16 protein-coding genes and 4 tRNA genes are annotated in these 18,621 nt (G+C 31.5%); 6 read left to right on the top strand and 14 right to left on the bottom strand.

Features of this window, described 5'->3' with window-relative positions; translation table 11 throughout:
- The 7 genes from tuf to ACTG3V_RS12945 all read right to left on the bottom strand — a co-directional run.
- Window positions 1-1,027: elongation factor Tu (gene tuf / locus ACTG3V_RS12915; RefSeq protein ID WP_439132588.1), on the bottom strand; the 1,027-nt coding region annotated here is incomplete at its 3' end.
- Between the two features lie 62 nt (window positions 1,028-1,089).
- A tRNA-Thr gene (locus tag ACTG3V_RS12920) sits at window positions 1,090-1,162 on the bottom strand.
- Window positions 1,163-1,179: 17 nt separating this feature from the next.
- Window positions 1,180-1,252, bottom strand: a tRNA-Gly gene (locus ACTG3V_RS12925).
- An 18-nt stretch (window positions 1,253-1,270) separates the two neighbouring features.
- A tRNA-Tyr gene (locus tag ACTG3V_RS12930) sits at window positions 1,271-1,352 on the bottom strand.
- A 40-nt stretch (window positions 1,353-1,392) separates the two neighbouring features.
- Window positions 1,393-1,466 (bottom strand) — tRNA-Thr (locus ACTG3V_RS12935).
- A gap of 106 nt (window positions 1,467-1,572) precedes the next feature.
- On the bottom strand, window positions 1,573-1,881 hold the full coding sequence (hpf, locus tag ACTG3V_RS12940; protein WP_439132589.1) for a ribosome hibernation-promoting factor, HPF/YfiA family: 309 nt from the start codon (window positions 1,879-1,881) through the stop codon (window positions 1,573-1,575).
- Between the two features lie 3 nt (window positions 1,882-1,884).
- Entirely contained in the window at window positions 1,885-2,772 is an 888-nt protein-coding gene (locus tag ACTG3V_RS12945) for a tyrosine-type recombinase/integrase (protein ID WP_439132590.1), read from the bottom strand.
- On the opposite strand from ACTG3V_RS12945, the gene ACTG3V_RS12950 reads away from it, so the two are divergent.
- Window positions 2,747-2,950 (top strand): hypothetical protein, encoded by a 204-nt coding sequence (locus ACTG3V_RS12950; protein WP_439132591.1) that lies wholly within the window; start codon window positions 2,747-2,749, stop codon window positions 2,948-2,950. The two genes, ACTG3V_RS12945 and ACTG3V_RS12950, sit on opposite strands and share 26 nt — an antisense overlap.
- A gap of 54 nt (window positions 2,951-3,004) precedes the next feature.
- Here the strand turns inward: ACTG3V_RS12950 and rpsU are convergent, their stop codons facing one another.
- From rpsU to ACTG3V_RS12985, 7 genes are all read right to left on the bottom strand, one after another.
- Window positions 3,005-3,202: a 30S ribosomal protein S21 gene (gene rpsU / locus ACTG3V_RS12955; protein ID WP_015480739.1), complete on the bottom strand. Its 198-nt coding sequence runs from the start codon at window positions 3,200-3,202 to the stop codon at window positions 3,005-3,007.
- A 417-nt stretch (window positions 3,203-3,619) separates the two neighbouring features.
- Window positions 3,620-4,786, bottom strand: coding sequence for an acyl-CoA dehydrogenase family protein (locus tag ACTG3V_RS12960; protein WP_439132592.1), 1,167 nt, complete (start codon window positions 4,784-4,786; stop codon window positions 3,620-3,622).
- A gap of 20 nt (window positions 4,787-4,806) precedes the next feature.
- Entirely contained in the window at window positions 4,807-5,706 is a 900-nt protein-coding gene (locus ACTG3V_RS12965; protein ID WP_439132593.1) for a helix-hairpin-helix domain-containing protein, read from the bottom strand.
- 17 nt (window positions 5,707-5,723) lie between these two features.
- A complete protein-coding gene (locus ACTG3V_RS12970; protein WP_439132594.1) occupies window positions 5,724-7,337 on the bottom strand; it encodes an alanine/glycine:cation symporter family protein in 1,614 nt (537 codons plus the stop codon).
- Window positions 7,338-7,429: 92 nt separating this feature from the next.
- Window positions 7,430-8,329 carry an SDR family oxidoreductase gene (locus ACTG3V_RS12975; RefSeq protein WP_439132595.1) on the bottom strand — a complete coding sequence of 300 codons (900 nt, stop codon included), beginning with the start codon at window positions 8,327-8,329 and terminating at the stop codon, window positions 7,430-7,432.
- 51 nt (window positions 8,330-8,380) lie between these two features.
- Window positions 8,381-9,379, bottom strand: a complete 999-nt coding sequence (locus ACTG3V_RS12980) for a potassium channel family protein (RefSeq protein WP_439132596.1) — start codon at window positions 9,377-9,379, stop codon at window positions 8,381-8,383.
- Window positions 9,380-9,382: 3 nt separating this feature from the next.
- Entirely contained in the window at window positions 9,383-9,619 is a 237-nt protein-coding gene (locus ACTG3V_RS12985; protein ID WP_439132597.1) for a PspC domain-containing protein, read from the bottom strand.
- A gap of 101 nt (window positions 9,620-9,720) precedes the next feature.
- Between ACTG3V_RS12985 and uvrA the strand changes: the two genes are divergently transcribed.
- The 5 genes from uvrA to ACTG3V_RS13010 all read left to right on the top strand — a co-directional run.
- A complete protein-coding gene (uvrA, locus tag ACTG3V_RS12990) occupies window positions 9,721-12,543 on the top strand; it encodes an excinuclease ABC subunit UvrA (RefSeq protein WP_439132598.1) in 2,823 nt (940 codons plus the stop codon).
- Window positions 12,544-12,632: 89 nt separating this feature from the next.
- Window positions 12,633-13,340, top strand: a complete 708-nt coding sequence (locus tag ACTG3V_RS12995; protein ID WP_439132599.1) for a TIGR00730 family Rossman fold protein — start codon at window positions 12,633-12,635, stop codon at window positions 13,338-13,340.
- 2 nt (window positions 13,341-13,342) lie between these two features.
- Complete coding sequence (locus ACTG3V_RS13000) at window positions 13,343-14,623, top strand: T9SS type A sorting domain-containing protein (RefSeq protein ID WP_439132600.1); 1,281 nt, start codon at window positions 13,343-13,345, stop codon at window positions 14,621-14,623.
- A 1-nt stretch (window position 14,624) separates the two neighbouring features.
- Window positions 14,625-17,438, top strand: a complete 2,814-nt coding sequence (locus ACTG3V_RS13005; RefSeq protein WP_439132601.1) for an aminopeptidase — start codon at window positions 14,625-14,627, stop codon at window positions 17,436-17,438.
- A gap of 143 nt (window positions 17,439-17,581) precedes the next feature.
- The coding region (locus tag ACTG3V_RS13010) for a thiamine pyrophosphate-dependent dehydrogenase E1 component subunit alpha (RefSeq protein ID WP_439132602.1) at window positions 17,582-18,621 on the top strand (1,040 nt) is incomplete at its 3' end.

The following is an 18,621-nucleotide window of genomic DNA, read 5'->3' on the forward strand; positions in this document are numbered from 1 at the left end:
TTGTTCCTGTAACATCAGTAGTTCTTACATAAAACTGCGGACGATAGTTATTATGGAACGGAGTGTGACGTCCACCCTCTTCTTTTTTAAGAACGTAAACCTCAGCCTTAAACTTAGCATGTGGAGTTACAGAACCTGGCTTACAAATCACCATTCCTCTTTTAATATCTTCTTTAGCAATACCTCTTAACAAGATACCAGCATTATCTCCAGCCTCTCCTCTATCTAAGATTTGACGGAACATTTCAATACCAGTAATTGTAGATGAAAGTTTTTCAGCACCCATACCGATAATATCAACTGAATCACCTGTGTTTGCTATTCCAGTTTCAATACGACCTGTAGCAACAGTTCCACGACCTGTAATAGAGAAAACATCTTCTATCGGCATTAAGAAATCTTTATCAACTTCACGAGTTGGCTCTTCAATCCAATTATCAACAGCTTCCATTAATTCTAAAACTGTATCAACCCACTTTTGCTCACCATTTAAAGCACCTAAAGCAGATCCAGAAACTACTGGCCCTTCATCACCATCATATTCATAGAAAGATAATAATTCTCTTACCTCCATGTCAACCAATTCCAAAAGCTCTTCATCATCAACCATATCAACTTTGTTTAAGAAAACAACGATACGAGGAATACCTACCTGACGACCTAACAAGATGTGCTCTCTAGTCTGTGGCATTGGACCATCAGTAGCAGCAACAACTAAAATTGCACCGTCCATTTGAGCAGCACCTGTAACCATGTTCTTTACGTAATCCGCGTGACCAGGACAGTCAACATGCGCGTAGTGACGATTAGCAGTTTGATACTCTACGTGAGAAGTATTAATTGTAATACCTCTTTCTTTTTCTTCTGGTGCATTATCAATCTGATCAAAAGATCTAGCCTCAGAGAATCCTGCATCAGCTAATACTTTAGTAATAGCCGCAGTTAAAGTTGTTTTACCGTGATCTACGTGTCCGATAGTACCAATATTTAAATGTGGTTTCGAACGGTCAAAAGTTCCTTTTGCCATAATTATTGATTTTAATTCTTTAGTTTAAATATATTTAGTGTCTAATAATACTAGTTATTATGAGCCAATGACGGGATTTGAACCCGTGACCTCATCCCTACCAAGGATGCGCTCTACCAACTGAGCTACACCGGCTTTGCTGGGTTTATTAGAGCGAAAGACCGGGTTCGAACCGGCGACATTCAGCTTGGAAGGCTGACGCTCTACCAACTGAGCTACTTTCGCATTCTTAAAAAGTTTTTGTGGGAGTGGTTGGACTCGAACCAACGATGTCTCACGACGACAGAGTTACAGTCTGCTGCAATAGCCACTATGCGACACTCCCAAAAACTTTTATTTTAATGAACTTAAATCTTGTTCTTTTGAGCCGATGGAGGGACTCGAACCCACGACCTGCTGATTACAAATCAGCTGCTCTAGCCAGCTGAGCTACATCGGCTTTTGTTGCAAAAAAACAACCCGCTATTTCTAACGGATTGCAAATGTATAAAGTTTTTTTAAATTTAAAAACTTTTTTGAATTAATTTTTACTTTTTTTTAAGTTTTTATGAAATTAATGAATCTCTATGCTTCTCTTTTGATCTTTTTAACTGTCTTTTTAGGTTATCTACAGCAGAATTCACTCCTTCTTCAAAAGTTTTGGTTTCTCTTTTTACAATTAATTCTTTTCCAGGTATATTAATTTTTACCTCTGTTATTTTATTTTCTTTATCGCTCGTATTTTGAACCTTTAAAAAAACCTCAGCATCAACTATTTTATCATGAAATTTTGATAGAGTTGAAATTTTTTCATTTGTGAATGTAATTAAATCTTTGTCTGCATTAAAGTTTACGGATTGGGTGAATACTTTCATACTTTATTCTATTTTATTACTCCTAGGGTGAGCTTGGTTATACACTTTTTTAATTGCATCTAAACTATTATGAGTATAGACTTGTGTTGAGGCTAAAGATGAGTGCCCTAGTAACTCTTTAACCGAATTTAAATCTGCCCCCTCATTTAAAAGATGCGTCGCAAAGGAGTGTCTTAAAATATGGGGACTTTTTTTCTCTTTTGTAGAGACTTTACTAAAATATGAATTTATAATTCTGTAGACAAGAGTTTCATAAATTTTATTCCCTTTTTCAGTAATAAAAAGTTCTTCTATATTTATTGAGATTTGCTTTTTAATTTCTAAATAGTGTTTTAAGGTTTGTAAAACAGGCATTAATAACGGAACAAACCTTTCTTTGTTTCTTTTTCCAAGAACTTTTATTGTTTTGTTTGATAAATCAACATCTTTTTCCTTAATATTAATTAACTCTGATCTTCTAATTCCTGTTGCATAGAATAGCTCAACAATTAGTTTATTTCTTACAGTTGTAAAATCGTTATATTCTTGAACTGAATTGATAACATCATTGATTTCATTTAAATTGAATGGAACTTGAACCTTTTGCTTGACTTTTAAGGATTTATGTTTTGAAAGTGGGTTAACTTTAACTTGATGTGTTTTCTGAAGAAACTTATAGAATGACTTTAATGTGCTTACTTTTCGATTTATTGAACGATTTGAAATTTTTAAATCGACCAAAGAAACAATCCAACTTCTAACCTGACTATAATTTACATTTAACAAATCTTCTTGATTGCATTCTGTAATCAAAAAATCTTGAAAAGAAATTAAATCGTTTTTATAAGCTGTTATTGTATGAACAGAATATTTTTTTTCTAAAGATATGTATTCTAAAAAAGAGTTTATCACATTATTGGTTGTTGGTTCTTGGTTGTTGGTTGTTGGTTGTTGGTTGTTGGTTGTTGGTTGTTGGTTGTTGGTTGTTGGTAAAATTACAAAATTTAAAGCACAAAAAAACTCGCATCAATTTAAGTTGATACGAGTTTTGTTTTTTAAAGTTATAGTTTCTGATTTTCATCAGAATTAATTCAACTTGTAATTTTTAATGCGTTGCTATGCAACTTTTAAAAATTGAGTTTCACTAACCTACTTCTTCTTGTGTTCTTAATCTTTGAACGTAAGAGGCTTTAATTCGTTGAGCTCTTTTCGCTACAGATGGCTTTGTGAAGTTTTTTCTGTTACGTAAATTCTTCATTGTCTTTGTTCTGTCAAACTTTCGTTTGTAACGTTTTAAAGCTCTATCTATATTTTCTCCTTCTTTTACTGGTATAATTAACATAAGTTGGCACCTCCCTTCATAAGTATCTTAAATATTTTAAACAGTTGAACTGTAAATTTTAATTTTTGGACTGCAAATGTAGTTATTAAATCTGGATTACAAATTTTTTATTGAAATATTTTCTTAAATACGCCTGCGTTAGGGATTGAACGGTTTGTTTGAGCTCTTTTTTATGCTAAATTAGATTACACTTATAGTTACTTTAATACAGCTATGTATAAAAACAGACAGATGCTGAATTAAATTCTGCATAAAAAAAGCGAGTAGTGAAAGCCCGACCTTTAGGGAACGCCCAGATTCAGTTAGTGGTTAGTGGTTAGCAAAAGTAATTATGTGCTGACTTATTATACTTATTATAATTTACCATTTTTGCGATAATCTGAAGATTATTTTCGCCAAAAATAGTAATTCAATAAACTAGGTTGCTGGCTTGTACTCTTTCTTGTCAATTACCATTTTTGCGATAATCTCTTTTAAGATTTCAGAGGTTCCACCTCCTATTGGTCCTAACCTGCTATCTCTTAACAGTCTTGCCATTGGATATTCTTCCATATATCCATAACCCCCTAATAATTGTAAGGCATCATAAATTACCTCATCTGCCATTTTTGTTGAAAGCAGTTTAGACATGCTTGCCTCTTTTACAACGTAAGCTCCTTGATCTAACCTTTTTGTGATGGAATAATTATATTCTCTACACATGTCTACTCTACTTGCCATTTCAGCAATTTTGTGCCTTAAAGCTTGGAATTTATCTAATGATTTGCCAAAAGCAACTCTTTCTTCCATATATTTTATAGCATAATCTACTGCATATTCTGCTCTTGCGTGTGCATTGACGCCCATTAACAAACGTTCTAGGGCGAAATGTTGCATGATGTAAGGGAAACCTTTACCTTCTTCTCCTAACAAATTTTCAGCTGGAATTTCTACATTATCGAAAGCAATTTCACCTGTATCAGAGGCGTTCCACCCTAACTTTTTTAATTTTGTTGCAGATACTCCTTTTGAAGATCTATCTACAATAAACATACTGATACCTTTGTATTTATCTGATGGATTTGTTTTTGCAGCTACAATTAAATAATCTGAATACACTCCATTAGTAATAAAAGTTTTTGAACCATTTAAAATATAAGTATCTCCACTTTTTATTGCTGTGGAACGCATGCCTGCTACATCACTACCTCCAAAAGGTTCTGTTATACAAAGACAGCCTATTTTATCGCCCAAAACACTTGGAACTAGGTATTTTTCTTTTTGTTGATGATTGCCTTCTTTATTAAGGTGTGTCATCGCTAAATATTCGTGCGCCCACATAGCTGCTGCAAAACCTCCTGAATTAATTTTTTGCATTTCTTCTAAGAAGATCACTGTATAAAAGAGGTCTAAATCTAACCCTCCATATTCTTCTGGAGTTGATAATCCAAAATAGCCCATATCTCCAAACTTTTTCCAAATGAAACGTTCTATGGTTCCAGTTTCCTCCCATTTATCTATATGAGGGACAACTTCTTTTTGTAAAAACTCTTTGAAACTTGCACGAAAAAATTCGTGTTCTTCAGTAAAATACATACTGTTCATTAGGCTCGAAATTTGTTAAATTATTCAGCTAACAAATATAAGACTATTCTATCATACAACTCTACAGGAAAATCTTTGATATTTTTTAATTCTGAGATATCTTGTAGTTCTGCAACTTCATCTCTGTAATTAAAAATCTTTTTACAAAGCTCGTAATCGATATAAGGATTTTTTAATAACTGTTTGAATTCTACAGTATTTACGTTGATTTTATTTATGATGGGCTTTTCATTAATTTTAAATACTGCTAGCACTTTATCTGCTACTTCTTTGTCTAAACCCCAAACTTCGTAAAGTTGCTCTTTAAAAGAAAAACCTTGCAATTTAGAACGATACTTAATAATTCGTTTTGAAAACGCTTCGCCAATTCCATTGATAGTTTTTAAATCTTCGGCTGTTGCTTTATTGATATCTGTTGTTGTGAGTTTGTAGTTGCGTTTCTTATTGTAAGACTTCTGAACTGAATTAGAAGTAGCAGCAGATTTACTTTTATTATTTTTTGCAACCACCCAATCTGGAAACTTAAAATAGGGTGCTATCTTATTGAGTAAAGTGTCTGAAACCTGAGTTACTTTTTGAAATTCTTCTTTCGAATTTATAAATTTATTTGTTTTTCTAAATGCTAACAGTCTATCAATTTCATCTAAAGACATTCCTAATTGTTCGCCTTTATAATCTGTAATATAATTAGGATTAAAAGGATAAATTTTTGGCTTTCTGCTTTCTAATTCAATCAACTTTAAACTATCAATTTGATGTTGAAAAGCTAGCAGTTCTGTGCTTTTTAAGTTTATTTTTTCATCCCTAGAAAAAGGATCGATAACTATAAAAACCTGAAGTAAAACAATTAGGGTTACTAAAAGTAAAATCCCATTTCTTTGGCTTTTATTGTACCAGAAATGGGATTTAAATATTTTCATTTTAAACAACTATTGTTTTACATGTGCTCGTTAATATCTACAGCACCATCTTCAATGGCTTCTTCTTTTTTATTAATTGCACCCATATATTTTGAGAGTTCTTTTTTAATTACTGGTGATAGCATAATTACCCCAATAATATTAGGAACAACCATGGCAAAAATCATTGCATCAGAGAAACCAATTACAGCTCCTAAACTTATTGATGCACCAACAACTACAAAGAATAAAAATAAAATTTTATATACTAAATCAGTTACTTTACCTCTACCAAATAAAAATTTCCATCCTTGCATACCATAATAAGACCAAGAAATCATAGTAGAAAAAGCAAATAAAATTACGGCTATCGTTAACACCACAGAGAAGTGAGGAATTACAGAATCAAAAGCTGTTGCAGTTAATTCTACACCTTCTTTAATCTCTACACCATACTCCATAAACTGACCGTCGAAATTTGTAATTATAATTACTAGAGCTGTCATTGTACAAATTACCACTGTATCTACAAATGGTTCTAACAAGGCAACAATACCTTCACTTGCAGGATATTTTGTTCTTACAGCAGAGTGTGCAATTGCTGCAGAACCTACACCAGCTTCGTTTGAAAATGCTCCTCTACGAATACCTTGTATCATAACACCAATTAAACCACCTGCAATTCCTAATCCAGAGAATGCTCCTTTAAATATTAATCCGAATGCATCATCTATCAATGAAAAGTTTGCAAACAAAATGATTAAGGAAGCTAATACATAAATACCCGCCATAAATGGTACAACTTTTTCTGTAACCGAAGCAATTCTTTTAATACCTCCAATAATTACTACTGCCACTAAAATAGCCATAACAATTCCAAAATACAATCCTGCATTAGGCCCTGTTAATTCAAAAAGTTTTGTAAACTGAGCTGCAGCTTGGTTAGCTTGAAACATATTTCCACCACCAAAGGAACCACCAATTACAAAAATGGCAAATAAAACTGCCAATACTTTTCCAAAACCACCTGCACCTTTTTCTTTTAATCCTTTAGTAAGGTAATACATTGGTCCACCATAAACCGTTCCATCTTCGCCAACATCTCTGTATTTTACACCTAACGTACATTCTGCAAATTTTGATGCCATCCCTAAAAGTCCAGCCAATATCATCCAAAACGTTGCTCCTGGACCACCAATAGATAATGCCACAGCAACACCTGCAATATTTCCCAAACCAACTGTTGCAGATAATGCAGCTGTTAATGCTTGAAAGTGAGAAACTTCACCATCTGCACTTTCATCTTTTATAGTTTCAAAAACGTCTCCTCCTGGAGTTTGATCGCCATAAAGTGTATCTACACCATGTTTTTCGATATCTTCATATTTACCTCTCACTACTTGAATAGCCGTTTTAAACCCTGTAAAGTTTATAAACTTAAAATAAAAAGTAAAGTACAATGCACCACCAACTAGCACAATTAACACCCATGGTAATTGAAAGGTTTCTGTAAATGGTATTTCGTAAAATATAGCATCTACAAACCAGCCTGTATAATCTTTGAACACGGTATCAATTTTATCTGTAGTACTTTGTGCAAAAGTTAACATTGGTATTGCTAATAAAAGCAGTGAAAGAAGTTTTTTCTTCATAATAATAATTATTGTTAGTTTTTTGAATTTACTGACGTGCAATATCTTAAAAAAATGCTCTTTTAACAACTTTTAGGAGTTAAAAGTAATTTTTATCTTAAGGTTTCCTTAAACCTTTGTAAATCTTCTTTGAAAGATTTTGGGTAAAAATTTAAAACTTTGTTTGTTTTTGATAAGTCAAAACCTGTTTTTGGAGGTCGTTTTGCAGTTTGATTTAATGTTGTTGATGAAATAGGTTTTATCAAACTTTTATCTAATTCAAAAACATCTGCTACTTGTTGCGCAATTTCAAAAACACTTAATAATTCTTTAGATGAAATATGATAAATTCCTGTCGCTTTTTTATCCATCGAAATTTTACAGGCAAGTGCTAAATCATCTACATAAGTTGGCATTCTAAATTGATCGTTTACAATTGTGATTTGTTTTCCTTGGGCTAACATACTTTTTACCCAAAGTACAATATTACTTCTACTCATAGAAAACACTTTTCCATACACTAAAATGGTTCTTAAAATAGTATAGTCTATTTTTGAGTTAAGTAATAAGTTTTCTGATTTAACTTTAGATAATCCATAGTAACTTAAAGGATTTGGCTGATCTGTTTCTTTATAATATCCTTGTTCTCCATCAAAAATAAAATCTGTTGATAAGTGTATTAGATGTATATTCATTTCTTCTGAAACTTCTGCCAACCACTGTACTACATCAACATTTAAAAGATCGCAAGTTTCTTTATCTATTTCACAATCATCAACCAATGTCATTGCTGCAGTATTGATGATAAAATCTGGATTAATGTCTCGAATTGTTTTTTTTAGATTTTCTTTTTGGGTTAAATCAATAGAAACGTAATTAAAATCGTCTCTTCCGCTTCTATTTTTTCCTCTTGAAAAACCAAAAACCTGGTACTTATTTTTCTCTTTAAGTAATAATGCTAACAAAGATTGCCCTAGTAAACCATTGCTACCAGTAATAATAACTTTTATCATACGTATTAACTTCGATATTTTAAATTCTTTTTTACAACCAAATACAATTCGTTAAAACAATTCTCTAAGTTTTGTAATTTGCTCTGGTCTTCCTAAAACAATTAAATGTGCACCTTGAACTAAAGGTGTAGAAGCTTCTGGATTTATCACATAATCTTTGTCTGGATTTCTAAATCCAATAACTGTGCAACCTGTTTGCCTTCTTAAATCTAAATCTAAAATTGTTTTGCCTAAATATTTTTTAGGTAAGGTATCTACATCAATTTCTTCAAGGTTGGCAGTTGTTTCACCTTCAATTGTTAATCTATCTACAAATTCAATTACATCTGGAGTGGTTACCAAAGAAGCCATATGATTGCCTCCTAATTTATCTGGCATAATTACATTATCTGCACCTGCAATTTTAAGTTTACTGTAAGATGATTCATTAGATGCTCTACTTATAATTCTACAATCTTTATTTAACTGACTCGCTGTAAGCACAATAAACAGATTATTGGCATCAGATGGTAAAGCTGCAATTAAAGCACTTGCTTTCTTAATACCTGCATTTAATAAAGTTTCATCTAAAGTGGCATCACCCTCAATATTCAACAACCCATGTTCATCCAAAAGGGTAATCATGTCTTTGTTTTTTTCTACAACCACAAAATCTTTATTGTAATTTTGGAGTTTTACAATAGCTTGTTTTCCATTTCTACCATAACCACAAACTATAGTGTGACCTTGTAACTCTGCTATTTGTTTTTCCACTCTTCTATGTTTAAAATGTTCGAAAAATTGACCACTAACTAAATATTCTGAAAATGCTGAAACTGCATAACCAAAAATTGTAATGCTTGTAAGAATTAAAAAAATTGTAAATATTTTTTCTTCGGGTGTAAAAGGATGCACTTCTCCAAAACCCACTGTAGTGACAGTAATTACAGTCATATATAAGGCATCTATTAGAGTGTAGTTAGAAAAGGACATATAGCCTAATGTACCTACTGTTAAAACAGAAGTAACTAAGACTGATATTTTATGTATTTTAGAGCTTAGTACCTTCATAAATTACAAATCAAAAACCGAGCTACGCTTGGTATAAATTAAATCTTTTAACTTCATTGCAAATGCAAAAGTGAGGTAAAAACCAAATGAAAGACCTACCGTAAAAAAAGTAACATAAATAAAATAAATACGCACATTTTTGGCACGCATACCCAATCTATCTGCTAATCTTTGAAAAAATCCAAATCCGTGTCTTTCGAAAAAATGACGAATAGTATGTATAAATTTTCTGCTTTCCATTTTTATTGCAAGATAACAATATCTAGGTATTTGTTATTTACATTTTAATTAAAAATGATTTGTATTGATTAACTTTGCGTTTTTGCAAAAACCACCTTTTTTTGAAAGATCAAGAATACATAGAAGTTTACGGAGCAAGAGCACATAATTTAAAGAATATTGATGTAAAAATTCCACGCGAAAAACTGGTTGTGATTACTGGTTTAAGCGGAAGTGGAAAATCGTCTCTAGCGTTTGACACCATTTATGCTGAAGGACAAAGACGTTACATTGAAACCTTTTCTGCGTATGCAAGACAGTTTTTAGGAGGATTAGAAAGACCTGATGTTGATAAAATTGATGGTTTATCTCCTGTAATTTCTATTGAGCAAAAAACCACAAATAAAAGTCCGAGGTCTACAGTAGGTACCATCACTGAAATTTATGATTTTTTAAGGCTTTTATTTGCACGAGCTGCAGACGCTTATTCGTACAATACGAATGAGCAAATGGTGAGTTATTCTGATGAGCAAATAAAAGAACTAATTTTAAAAGATTTTGATGGTAAAAAAGTAGCCATTTTAGCTCCTCTTATTAAATCTAGAAAGGGACATTATCGTGAATTGTTCGAACAAATCTCAAAACAAGGTTTTGTAAGAGTTCGTGTTGATGGTAAAATTAGAGAAATTGAAAAAGGAATGCGTTTAGACCGATATAAAACGCACGATATTGAAGTAGTTATTGATCGATTACTGATAAACGAATCTTCAGAAAAACGTTTAGAAGAAACTATTAAAACAGCTTTATATTCTGGTAATAATATTATGATGATTATTGATATCGATGATAATTCTCCTCGATATTTTAGTCGTGAATTAATGTGTCCAACAACAGGTATTGCATACCCAAATCCAGAACCGAATACTTTTTCTTTTAACTCTCCAAAAGGTGCTTGTGCAACTTGCAATGGATTAGGTGTTAATCAAGAAATAAACCACAACAAAGTAATTCCTGATGATACAATTTCTATTAAAAAAGGAGGAATTGCACCTTTAGGCGAACAAAAAAACAGTTGGATTTTTAAACAAATTCAAAATATTGCAGAACGTTATCAATTTAAATTAACTGATGCCATAAAAGATATTCCTAAAAAAGCCTTAGATATTATTTTAAACGGTGGTAATGAAACTTTTAAAATTGAATCTAAAACAGTTGGGGTAACTAGAAATTATAAAATTGATTTTGAAGGGATTGTTGCCTTTATAGAAAACCAATATAAAAATGCAGAAAGTACTTCAATAAAACGTTGGGCTAAAGGTTTTATGGATGAAGTAACTTGTAAAACTTGTGAGGGAAAACGATTAAAAAAAGAAGCGCTACATTTTAAAATTATTGATAAAAACATCAGCGATTTAGCACAAATGGATGTGACTGAATTGGCGCTTTGGTTTTCGGAAATTGAACAAAAACTTTCCAAGAAACAAATTACTATTGCTACAGAAATTTTAAAAGAAATTCGAACGCGCATTCAATTTTTATTAGATGTTGGTTTGGATTATTTAACGTTAGATAGAACCTCTAAATCGCTTTCTGGTGGAGAAGCTCAACGAATTCGTTTGGCAACACAAATTGGTTCACAATTGGTTGGTGTTTTATACATTTTAGATGAACCTAGTATTGGTTTACATCAACGAGACAATCAAAAATTGATAGATTCTTTAATCAAATTAAGGGATGTTGGTAATTCTGTTTTAGTCGTAGAACACGATGAAGACATGATGAAAAAAGCGGATTATGTTTTAGACATTGGTCCTGGAGCTGGTAGACATGGAGGAGAAATTGTAAGTATAGGTACGTATGATGAAATCATAAAAAACAATACGTTAACCACAGATTATTTAACAAGAAAAAGAAAAATTGAAGTTCCAAAAGAACGTAGAGTAGGAAATGGAAAAAGCATTAAATTAAAAGGTGCTTCTGGTAACAATTTAAAAAATGTTTCAGTCGAGTTTCCTTTAGGGAAAATGATTTGTGTTTCCGGAGTTTCAGGTAGTGGAAAATCTACCTTAATTAACGAAACTTTATATCCTATATTAAATACCCATATTTACAGAGGTGTAAAAAAACCTATGCCTTATAAAAAAATTGAAGGTTTAGAACATGTAGACAAGGTAATTGATATTGATCAATCTCCCATTGGTAGAACTCCACGTTCTAACCCTGCAACCTACACCAAAACTTTTGATGAAATTCGCAGCCTTTTTGCCAAAACTCCAGAAGCTGCCATTCGTGGATATAAACCTGGACGATTTTCGTTTAATGTAAAAGGAGGAAGATGTGAAACCTGTCAAGGTGGTGGAGTTCGTGTAATTGAAATGAACTTTTTACCAGATGTGCAAGTAGAATGCGAAACCTGTCAAGGAAAAAGATTTAACAGAGAAACTTTAGAAATTCGGTATAAAGGCAAATCGATTTCTGATGTTTTAAACATGACTATTGAAGACGCCACTTCTTTTTTTGAAAGCATACCTAAAATCCACAGAAAATTAAAAACCATTAAAGATGTTGGGCTAGGTTATATTACACTTGGTCAACAATCTACTACGCTTTCTGGTGGAGAAGCTCAGCGTATAAAACTGGCATCAGAATTATCTAAAAGGGATACTGGTAACACCTTTTATATTTTAGACGAACCTACAACAGGCTTGCATTTTGAAGATATTCGAGTACTAATGGAAGTTTTAAACAAATTAGCCAATAAAGGAAATACCGTTTTAATTATAGAACATAATTTAGATGTTATCAAGTTGGCAGATTATATTATTGATGTTGGTATGGAAGGTGGAAAAAAAGGTGGGAAAATTTTAGTAACAGGAACGCCTGAAGAAGTTGCAAAACACAAAAAAAGTTACACTGCTAAATTTTTGAAAAAAGAACTGACATAAAAATTAGCACAGCATATATTAACGAAAGATTTTTAAAAAACTTATTTTAGTATACTTTTCTTTTAGAAAAGTTTTTAACTATATCAATTATGACAAACGACGATAGAAAAATAAAAGAACGTTTTCAACCAAAAACTTGGAACGAAATAAAAACCAACGATTCTTGGGCTATATTTAAAATAATGGCCGAGTTTGTTGAAGGATATGAACGTTTAAGCAAAATTGGTCCTTGTGTTTCTATTTTCGGTTCTGCGCGCACAAAACCAGATCATCCTTATTATAAATTGGCAGAGGAAGTTGCTTTTAAATTAACCCAAAGTGGTTTTGGCGTTATTACTGGTGGTGGACCTGGAATTATGGAAGCTGGTAATAAAGGTGCAAATAGAGGAAAAGGACTTTCAGTTGGCTTAAACATAGAATTGCCTTTTGAGCAGCATGATAATCCTTGGATTGATCCAGGAAAAAGTTTAGATTTCGACTACTTTTTTGTGCGTAAAGTAATGTTTGTAAAATATTCGCAAGGTTTTGTAGTAATGCCAGGAGGTTTTGGTACTATGGATGAACTTTTTGAAGCGATTACGTTAATTCAAACTAAAAAAATAGGTCGTTTTCCAATTGTTTTGGTAGGTAAAAAGTTTTGGACTGGTTTGTTAGATTGGATTAAAAACACCCTTATAGAAGAAGGTAATATTAGCGAAGATGATTTAAATTTATTTAGAGTTGTAGATTCTGCTGATGAAGCTGTTGAACACTTCAACAAATTCTACGCGAAATATAAATTAAAGCCGAATTTTTAACTATGGTAAAAAAAAGAGTTCTCTTTTTATACTTCTTTACTATTTTATCTGTTGGTGCACAAACCAGTATTAAATCGATGTTTTACAACTTGTTAAACTACGATTCTAGTGTCAATAGCCAAAACAGAACAGTTCATTTAAAAACTGTTTTGCAAACTGTAGCCCCAGACTTGTTTATGGTTTGCGAATTAAACAATAAAAATGCTTCTGATTATTTGTATGAAAATGCAATCATCCCTTTTAATTCAAATTTTCAGAAAGCACCTTTTAAAGAAAGTGAATCTCCAGCTACAGGATTGTTTCAAATGGTATATTACAATGCAGAAAAACTAACACTAACCTCCACAAAGGTAATTCCAACTGGCATTCGAGACATTAATCACTATACGTTTAGTTTAAATACAGCTAATTCAGCTGCAAACCCTATTGAAATCGAAGTTTTTGTAACTCATTTAAAAGCTTCAACAGGAAGTGAAAATCGTTTAAAACGTTACAATTCTGTTGTAAATTTTTTAGATGCTTTAGATGAAATTCCTCAGGATAGTTATGTACTTTTTTCTGGCGATTTTAACTTCTATACAAGTAACGAAGATGGTTATCGTATTTTATCTGATTCCAGAAATACCATCAAAATTATAGATCCTCTTGATAAACCAGCAGATCCATTTCCAAATAATCCCAATGTTGGCGATCCTTTTGAGTTTTACAGTTCTAGTTCTAGTTATTTTTGGAGAAATAGTTCATTCTCAGACATCCACTCGCAATCAACAAGAACCTTTCAAGTTAATGGTGATGGAGCTGGAGGTGGTATGGATGATCGTTTCGATTTTATTCTAATGTCAGAAAATCTAAAAACCAATTCAGATTTGCACTATGTTAAAAATAGTTATCAAACTATAGGTAATAATGGCAATTGCTATAATTCTTATGTAAGTAATACCTCTTGTGATGGAACATATTCTCAAGAATTAAGAAATGCATTATATCAGTTTAGTGATCATTTACCTATTGTAATGACTTTAGAAACCCCAAGAAACACCTTATCTGTAAATAAAAACAGCCCTATTTCATTTATTGGCACTAATATTGTTAAAAATTCAATAACTTTATCATTAAAAGAAACAGTAAATTCAGTTACCATCTACAATCAACTTGGCCAAATTGTTTATCAACAAAAAAATATAAGTACAACTGAATTGCAAATTGAGACCAATTCGTTAACAAAAGGAGTTTATTTTTTAAAAGCAGATGCCTTTACACCCCTAAAATTTATAAAAAAATAAATTGAAAAACATCTTTACAACACTTTTTACATTTTTGTTTTGCTGTGCTTATTTAGCGCAAGAAAATACAATTTCTATTCAAGCAAATTTAAATGTTGATACTGATGAAATGATTATAAAGCAAGAAATTGAGTTTTTCAATACAACAGATACAATCTTAAAAAATATTTATTTACACAACTGGCCAAATAGTTTTAGAGATAGAAAAACACCTTTATCCAAAAGGTTTATCAAAGACTACAGAAAAGACTTGTATTTTGCTAATGAACGTAAATTAGGTAAAACTACCATTAAAAACTTAACTGTAAATTTTGAAAACACTCCCTTTAATGAAGTTGATAAAAGAGCCGATATTTTAAACATAGCATTACCCAAACCATTACTACCAAAAGAAAAAACCAAAATAATCATAACGTATACTGTAAAAATACCCAATGCCTCTTTTACAGGATATGGAAAGACAAAAAAAGGCTACCATTTGCGTTTTTGGTACATTACACCAGCCGTTTATGAAAATGATTGGGCATTAATGAGTAACCTAAATATTGATGATTTATATGAGAAACCAACCGACTTTAAAATAGATATCAATATCCCGAAAAATTATATTTTAGAAAGTAACTTATATCAATATAATACTGAAAAAGAATACGTTAACAATTATTATTTAGTAGGTAAGAAAAAAGCAGATGTTATTTTAAGCATCAATAAAACGAAACAATTTAAAACCTACAAAACAAAAAAAATCAATGTCTACACAAATGTTTTGGGAGAAGAATATGATTTGGATTATAAATCTAAAATCGTCATTTTAAACAGAAATATTCAATTTTTAGAAAACTACTTGGGGCAACATCCACATAAAGAACTATTTATAGATAAAACTACACAAAAAAAAGATCCAGTTATTGGTTTAACTCAACTTCCAGATTTCTTACGTCCATTTTCTGAGACCTTTAAGGCAGACATCACTATGTTTAAAGCGTTAAGTAGAAAATATATTGAAAGCACATTGTTCTTAAACAAAAGAAAAGATTATTGGTTGTTAGATGGTTTGCAAAATTATTTTATGATAGAATACATTGAAGAATTTTATCCTGATACAAAAATTTTAGGTAAATTTTCTGATACATTTTTCTTGAAAACTTTTAACATCGCAAAAGCAGATTTTAATGACAAATATCCATTAATTTATCAATTTGTTTCTCGTAAATTTTTAGATCAGTCGTTAACCACCTCTGCAGATTCACTTTCTAATTTTAATAGAAAAATTGCTAATAAATATAAAGCTGGTATGGCCTTTAGATATTTAAAAGGCTATTTAGGAGACAGTATTTTGAATAGTACCATCAAAGATTTTTATCAAAATAACCAAACTAAAATTGTAAACAGCAATGATTTTCAAAAATTATTAGCTTCTAAAACCACAAAAGAAATAGGTTGGTTTTTTAACGATTTTATTACTACCAACAAAAAAATAGACCATACTATTGATGATATTGAGGTTAAAGAAGATAGTGTTACAGTAACAATTAGAAATAAACGAAATATCACCACCCCTGTTTTGCTATATGGATTACAAAACAAGGAAGTAATATATAAAAAATGGATTACTGGAATCAAAGACACAGCAACGATTACAGTACCTAAAAAAGGAATTAATAAGGTTAGTTTAAACTATGAAAATTTTTACCCAGAATTAAATACTTTAGATAATTGGAAACGATTGCAAAACAGAATCTTTAATAAACCCTTAAAATTTAGTTTAATAAAAGACATTCAAGACCCTTATTACAATCAGCTATTTTATCAACCTAATTTCAGTTATAATTTTTACAACGGATTAACTCTTGGGGTTAGTTTACACAACAAGCCTTTAATTAAAAGAAACCTAGAAGCATCTATAGCACCAGCTTATGCCACAAAAAGTGGTTCGGTTATTGGTAATTTTGAAATCAAGTATCATCAGTACTTTGAAAAAACGAACATTTATAAAATTGTTTATGGTATGGCTGGAGGAACATCTGATTATGCACCAGAATTATCGTATACTTCTTTTGTACCTTTTGTAAATTTAATTTTTAAAAGAAAAGATTTACGAGATGCCACGCAAGAAGCCATAACCGCAAGAATGCTTTATATTAATAGAGAAAGACCTTTAAACGAACCTGTTGGTCCAGAAGATCAATACACTATTTTTAACTTAAGATATAATTATATGAATCCTGATATCATTAAAGAATTCAGGTATAATTTTAGTTTAGAGGTAGCTGAAAATTTCTCAAAGATTGCAGCAGACCTTCGTTATCGATCTTTATCTACATCAGATACGCAATTAGATTTTAGGTTGTATGCGGGTACATTTTTAAGCAATAACACTACAGGAAATTTTTTTAGTTTCGGACTAGATAGAGCCAACGATTATTTATTTCAGCTTAATTATTTTGGGCGCTCAGAAGATACAGGTATTTTCAGTCAACAATACATTATTGCAGAAGGAGGTTTTAAATCTGTATTGCCAACGAGATTTGCCAATCAATATATGGTTTCTTTAAATTCAAGTTTTGGTTTATGGAGATGGGTGGAGTTTTATAACGATGTAGCATTTTTAAAAAATAAAAATAACCCTATTTATTTTGCTTACAATAATGGTATTCGATTAAACTTTGTTCATAATATTTTTGAGATTTATTTTCCTTTGTATTCAAACAATGGTTGGGAAGTTGGTCAGCAAGCTTATGCCGAGAAAATTAGATTTACTTTTACTGGCAATCTACGCTCTATTTTCAATTTTGTAAGGAGAGGTTTTCTATAAATTCAACAAAACCTACTTTTATTGTGTAATTATCAACAATATTAGTGAAATTTACAAAAACATTAACATATTCTTAGTAACCGAAGGTATTTTTAAATATCAATTAAAAAAACTATCTTTGCACAACTAAATTTCCTCAAATTATGTTGCAGAAAACAGTTCCTTTAAATACTCGAGAAATATCTTTTAATGAATTTAAGAAAGAGGTTTTAAAAGACTATAAAATTGCACGAATAAGTAGAGAATGTAGCTTATTAGGAAGGCGAGAAGTGCTTACTGGTAAAGCAAAATTCGGTATTTTTGGTGATGGAAAAGAAGTGCCTCAATTGGCGATGGCAAAAGCCTTTAAACATGGCGATTTTAGATCTGGTTACTACAGAGACCAAACCTTTATGATGGCTTTAGGCGAGCTTACAGCACAACAATTTTTTGCAGGTTTGTATGCACATACAGACATAAAAGCAGACCCAATGTCTGCAGGTAGGCAAATGGGAGGGCATTTTGCAACACATAGTTTAAATGAAAATGGTTCATGGAAAGACCTAACTAAACAATACAATTCTAGTTCAGATATTTCACCAACTGCTGGGCAAATGCCGCGTTTGTTAGGCTTAGCACAAGCATCTAAAATATATAGAAACGAAAAAAGCGTACAAAACAACACCAATTTTTCTGACAAAGGCAATGAAGTAGCTTGGGGTACTATTGGAAATGCTAGTACAAGTGAAGGTTTGTTTTTTGAAACCATAAATGCAGCAGGTGTTCTACAAGTACCTATGGTAATGAGTGTTTGGGATGATGAATACGGAATTTCGGTGCACGCAAAACACCAAACTACAAAAGAAAGTATTTCAGAGATTTTAAAAGGATTTCAGAGAGATCACGAAAATAAAGGCTACGAAATTTTTGTAATTAATGGCTGGGATTATGTTCAATTGATGAATGTTTATCAAAAAGCCGCAAAAATTGCCAGAGAAGAACACGTGCCAGTTTTAATACATGTAAAAGAACTCACACAACCTCAAGGACACTCTACCTCAGGATCTCATGAAAGATATAAAGATAAAGAACGTTTGCAATGGGAAAAAAGTCATGATTGTATTACTAAAATGCGAGAGTGGATTTTAGATTTTGAACTAGAAACTGAAACTGGCGAGGTTTTACGTTTTGTAGATGGTGAAGA

Source organism: Polaribacter sp., assembly GCF_965660385.1.
In the GTDB taxonomy this organism is placed as follows: Bacteria; Bacteroidota; Bacteroidia; order Flavobacteriales; family Flavobacteriaceae; genus Polaribacter.

Coding starts and splice junctions, on each gene's coding strand:
- hpf (WP_439132589.1), bottom strand. CDS start 1,881: ATGAAAGTATTCACCCAATCCGTAAACTTTAATGCAGACAAAGATTTA.
- ACTG3V_RS12950 (WP_439132591.1), top strand. CDS start 2,747: ATGTATTCTAAAAAAGAGTTTATCACATTATTGGTTGTTGGTTCTTGG.
- rpsU (WP_015480739.1), bottom strand. CDS start 3,202: ATGTTAATTATACCAGTAAAAGAAGGAGAAAATATAGATAGAGCTTTA.
- ACTG3V_RS12960 (WP_439132592.1), bottom strand. CDS start 4,786: ATGAACAGTATGTATTTTACTGAAGAACACGAATTTTTTCGTGCAAGT.
- ACTG3V_RS12965 (WP_439132593.1), bottom strand. CDS start 5,706: ATGAAAATATTTAAATCCCATTTCTGGTACAATAAAAGCCAAAGAAAT.
- ACTG3V_RS12970 (WP_439132594.1), bottom strand. CDS start 7,337: ATGAAGAAAAAACTTCTTTCACTGCTTTTATTAGCAATACCAATGTTA.
- ACTG3V_RS12975 (WP_439132595.1), bottom strand. CDS start 8,329: ATGATAAAAGTTATTATTACTGGTAGCAATGGTTTACTAGGGCAATCT.
- ACTG3V_RS12980 (WP_439132596.1), bottom strand. CDS start 9,379: ATGAAGGTACTAAGCTCTAAAATACATAAAATATCAGTCTTAGTTACT.
- ACTG3V_RS12985 (WP_439132597.1), bottom strand. CDS start 9,619: ATGGAAAGCAGAAAATTTATACATACTATTCGTCATTTTTTCGAAAGA.
- ACTG3V_RS12995 (WP_439132599.1), top strand. CDS start 12,633: ATGACAAACGACGATAGAAAAATAAAAGAACGTTTTCAACCAAAAACT.
- ACTG3V_RS13000 (WP_439132600.1), top strand. CDS start 13,343: ATGGTAAAAAAAAGAGTTCTCTTTTTATACTTCTTTACTATTTTATCT.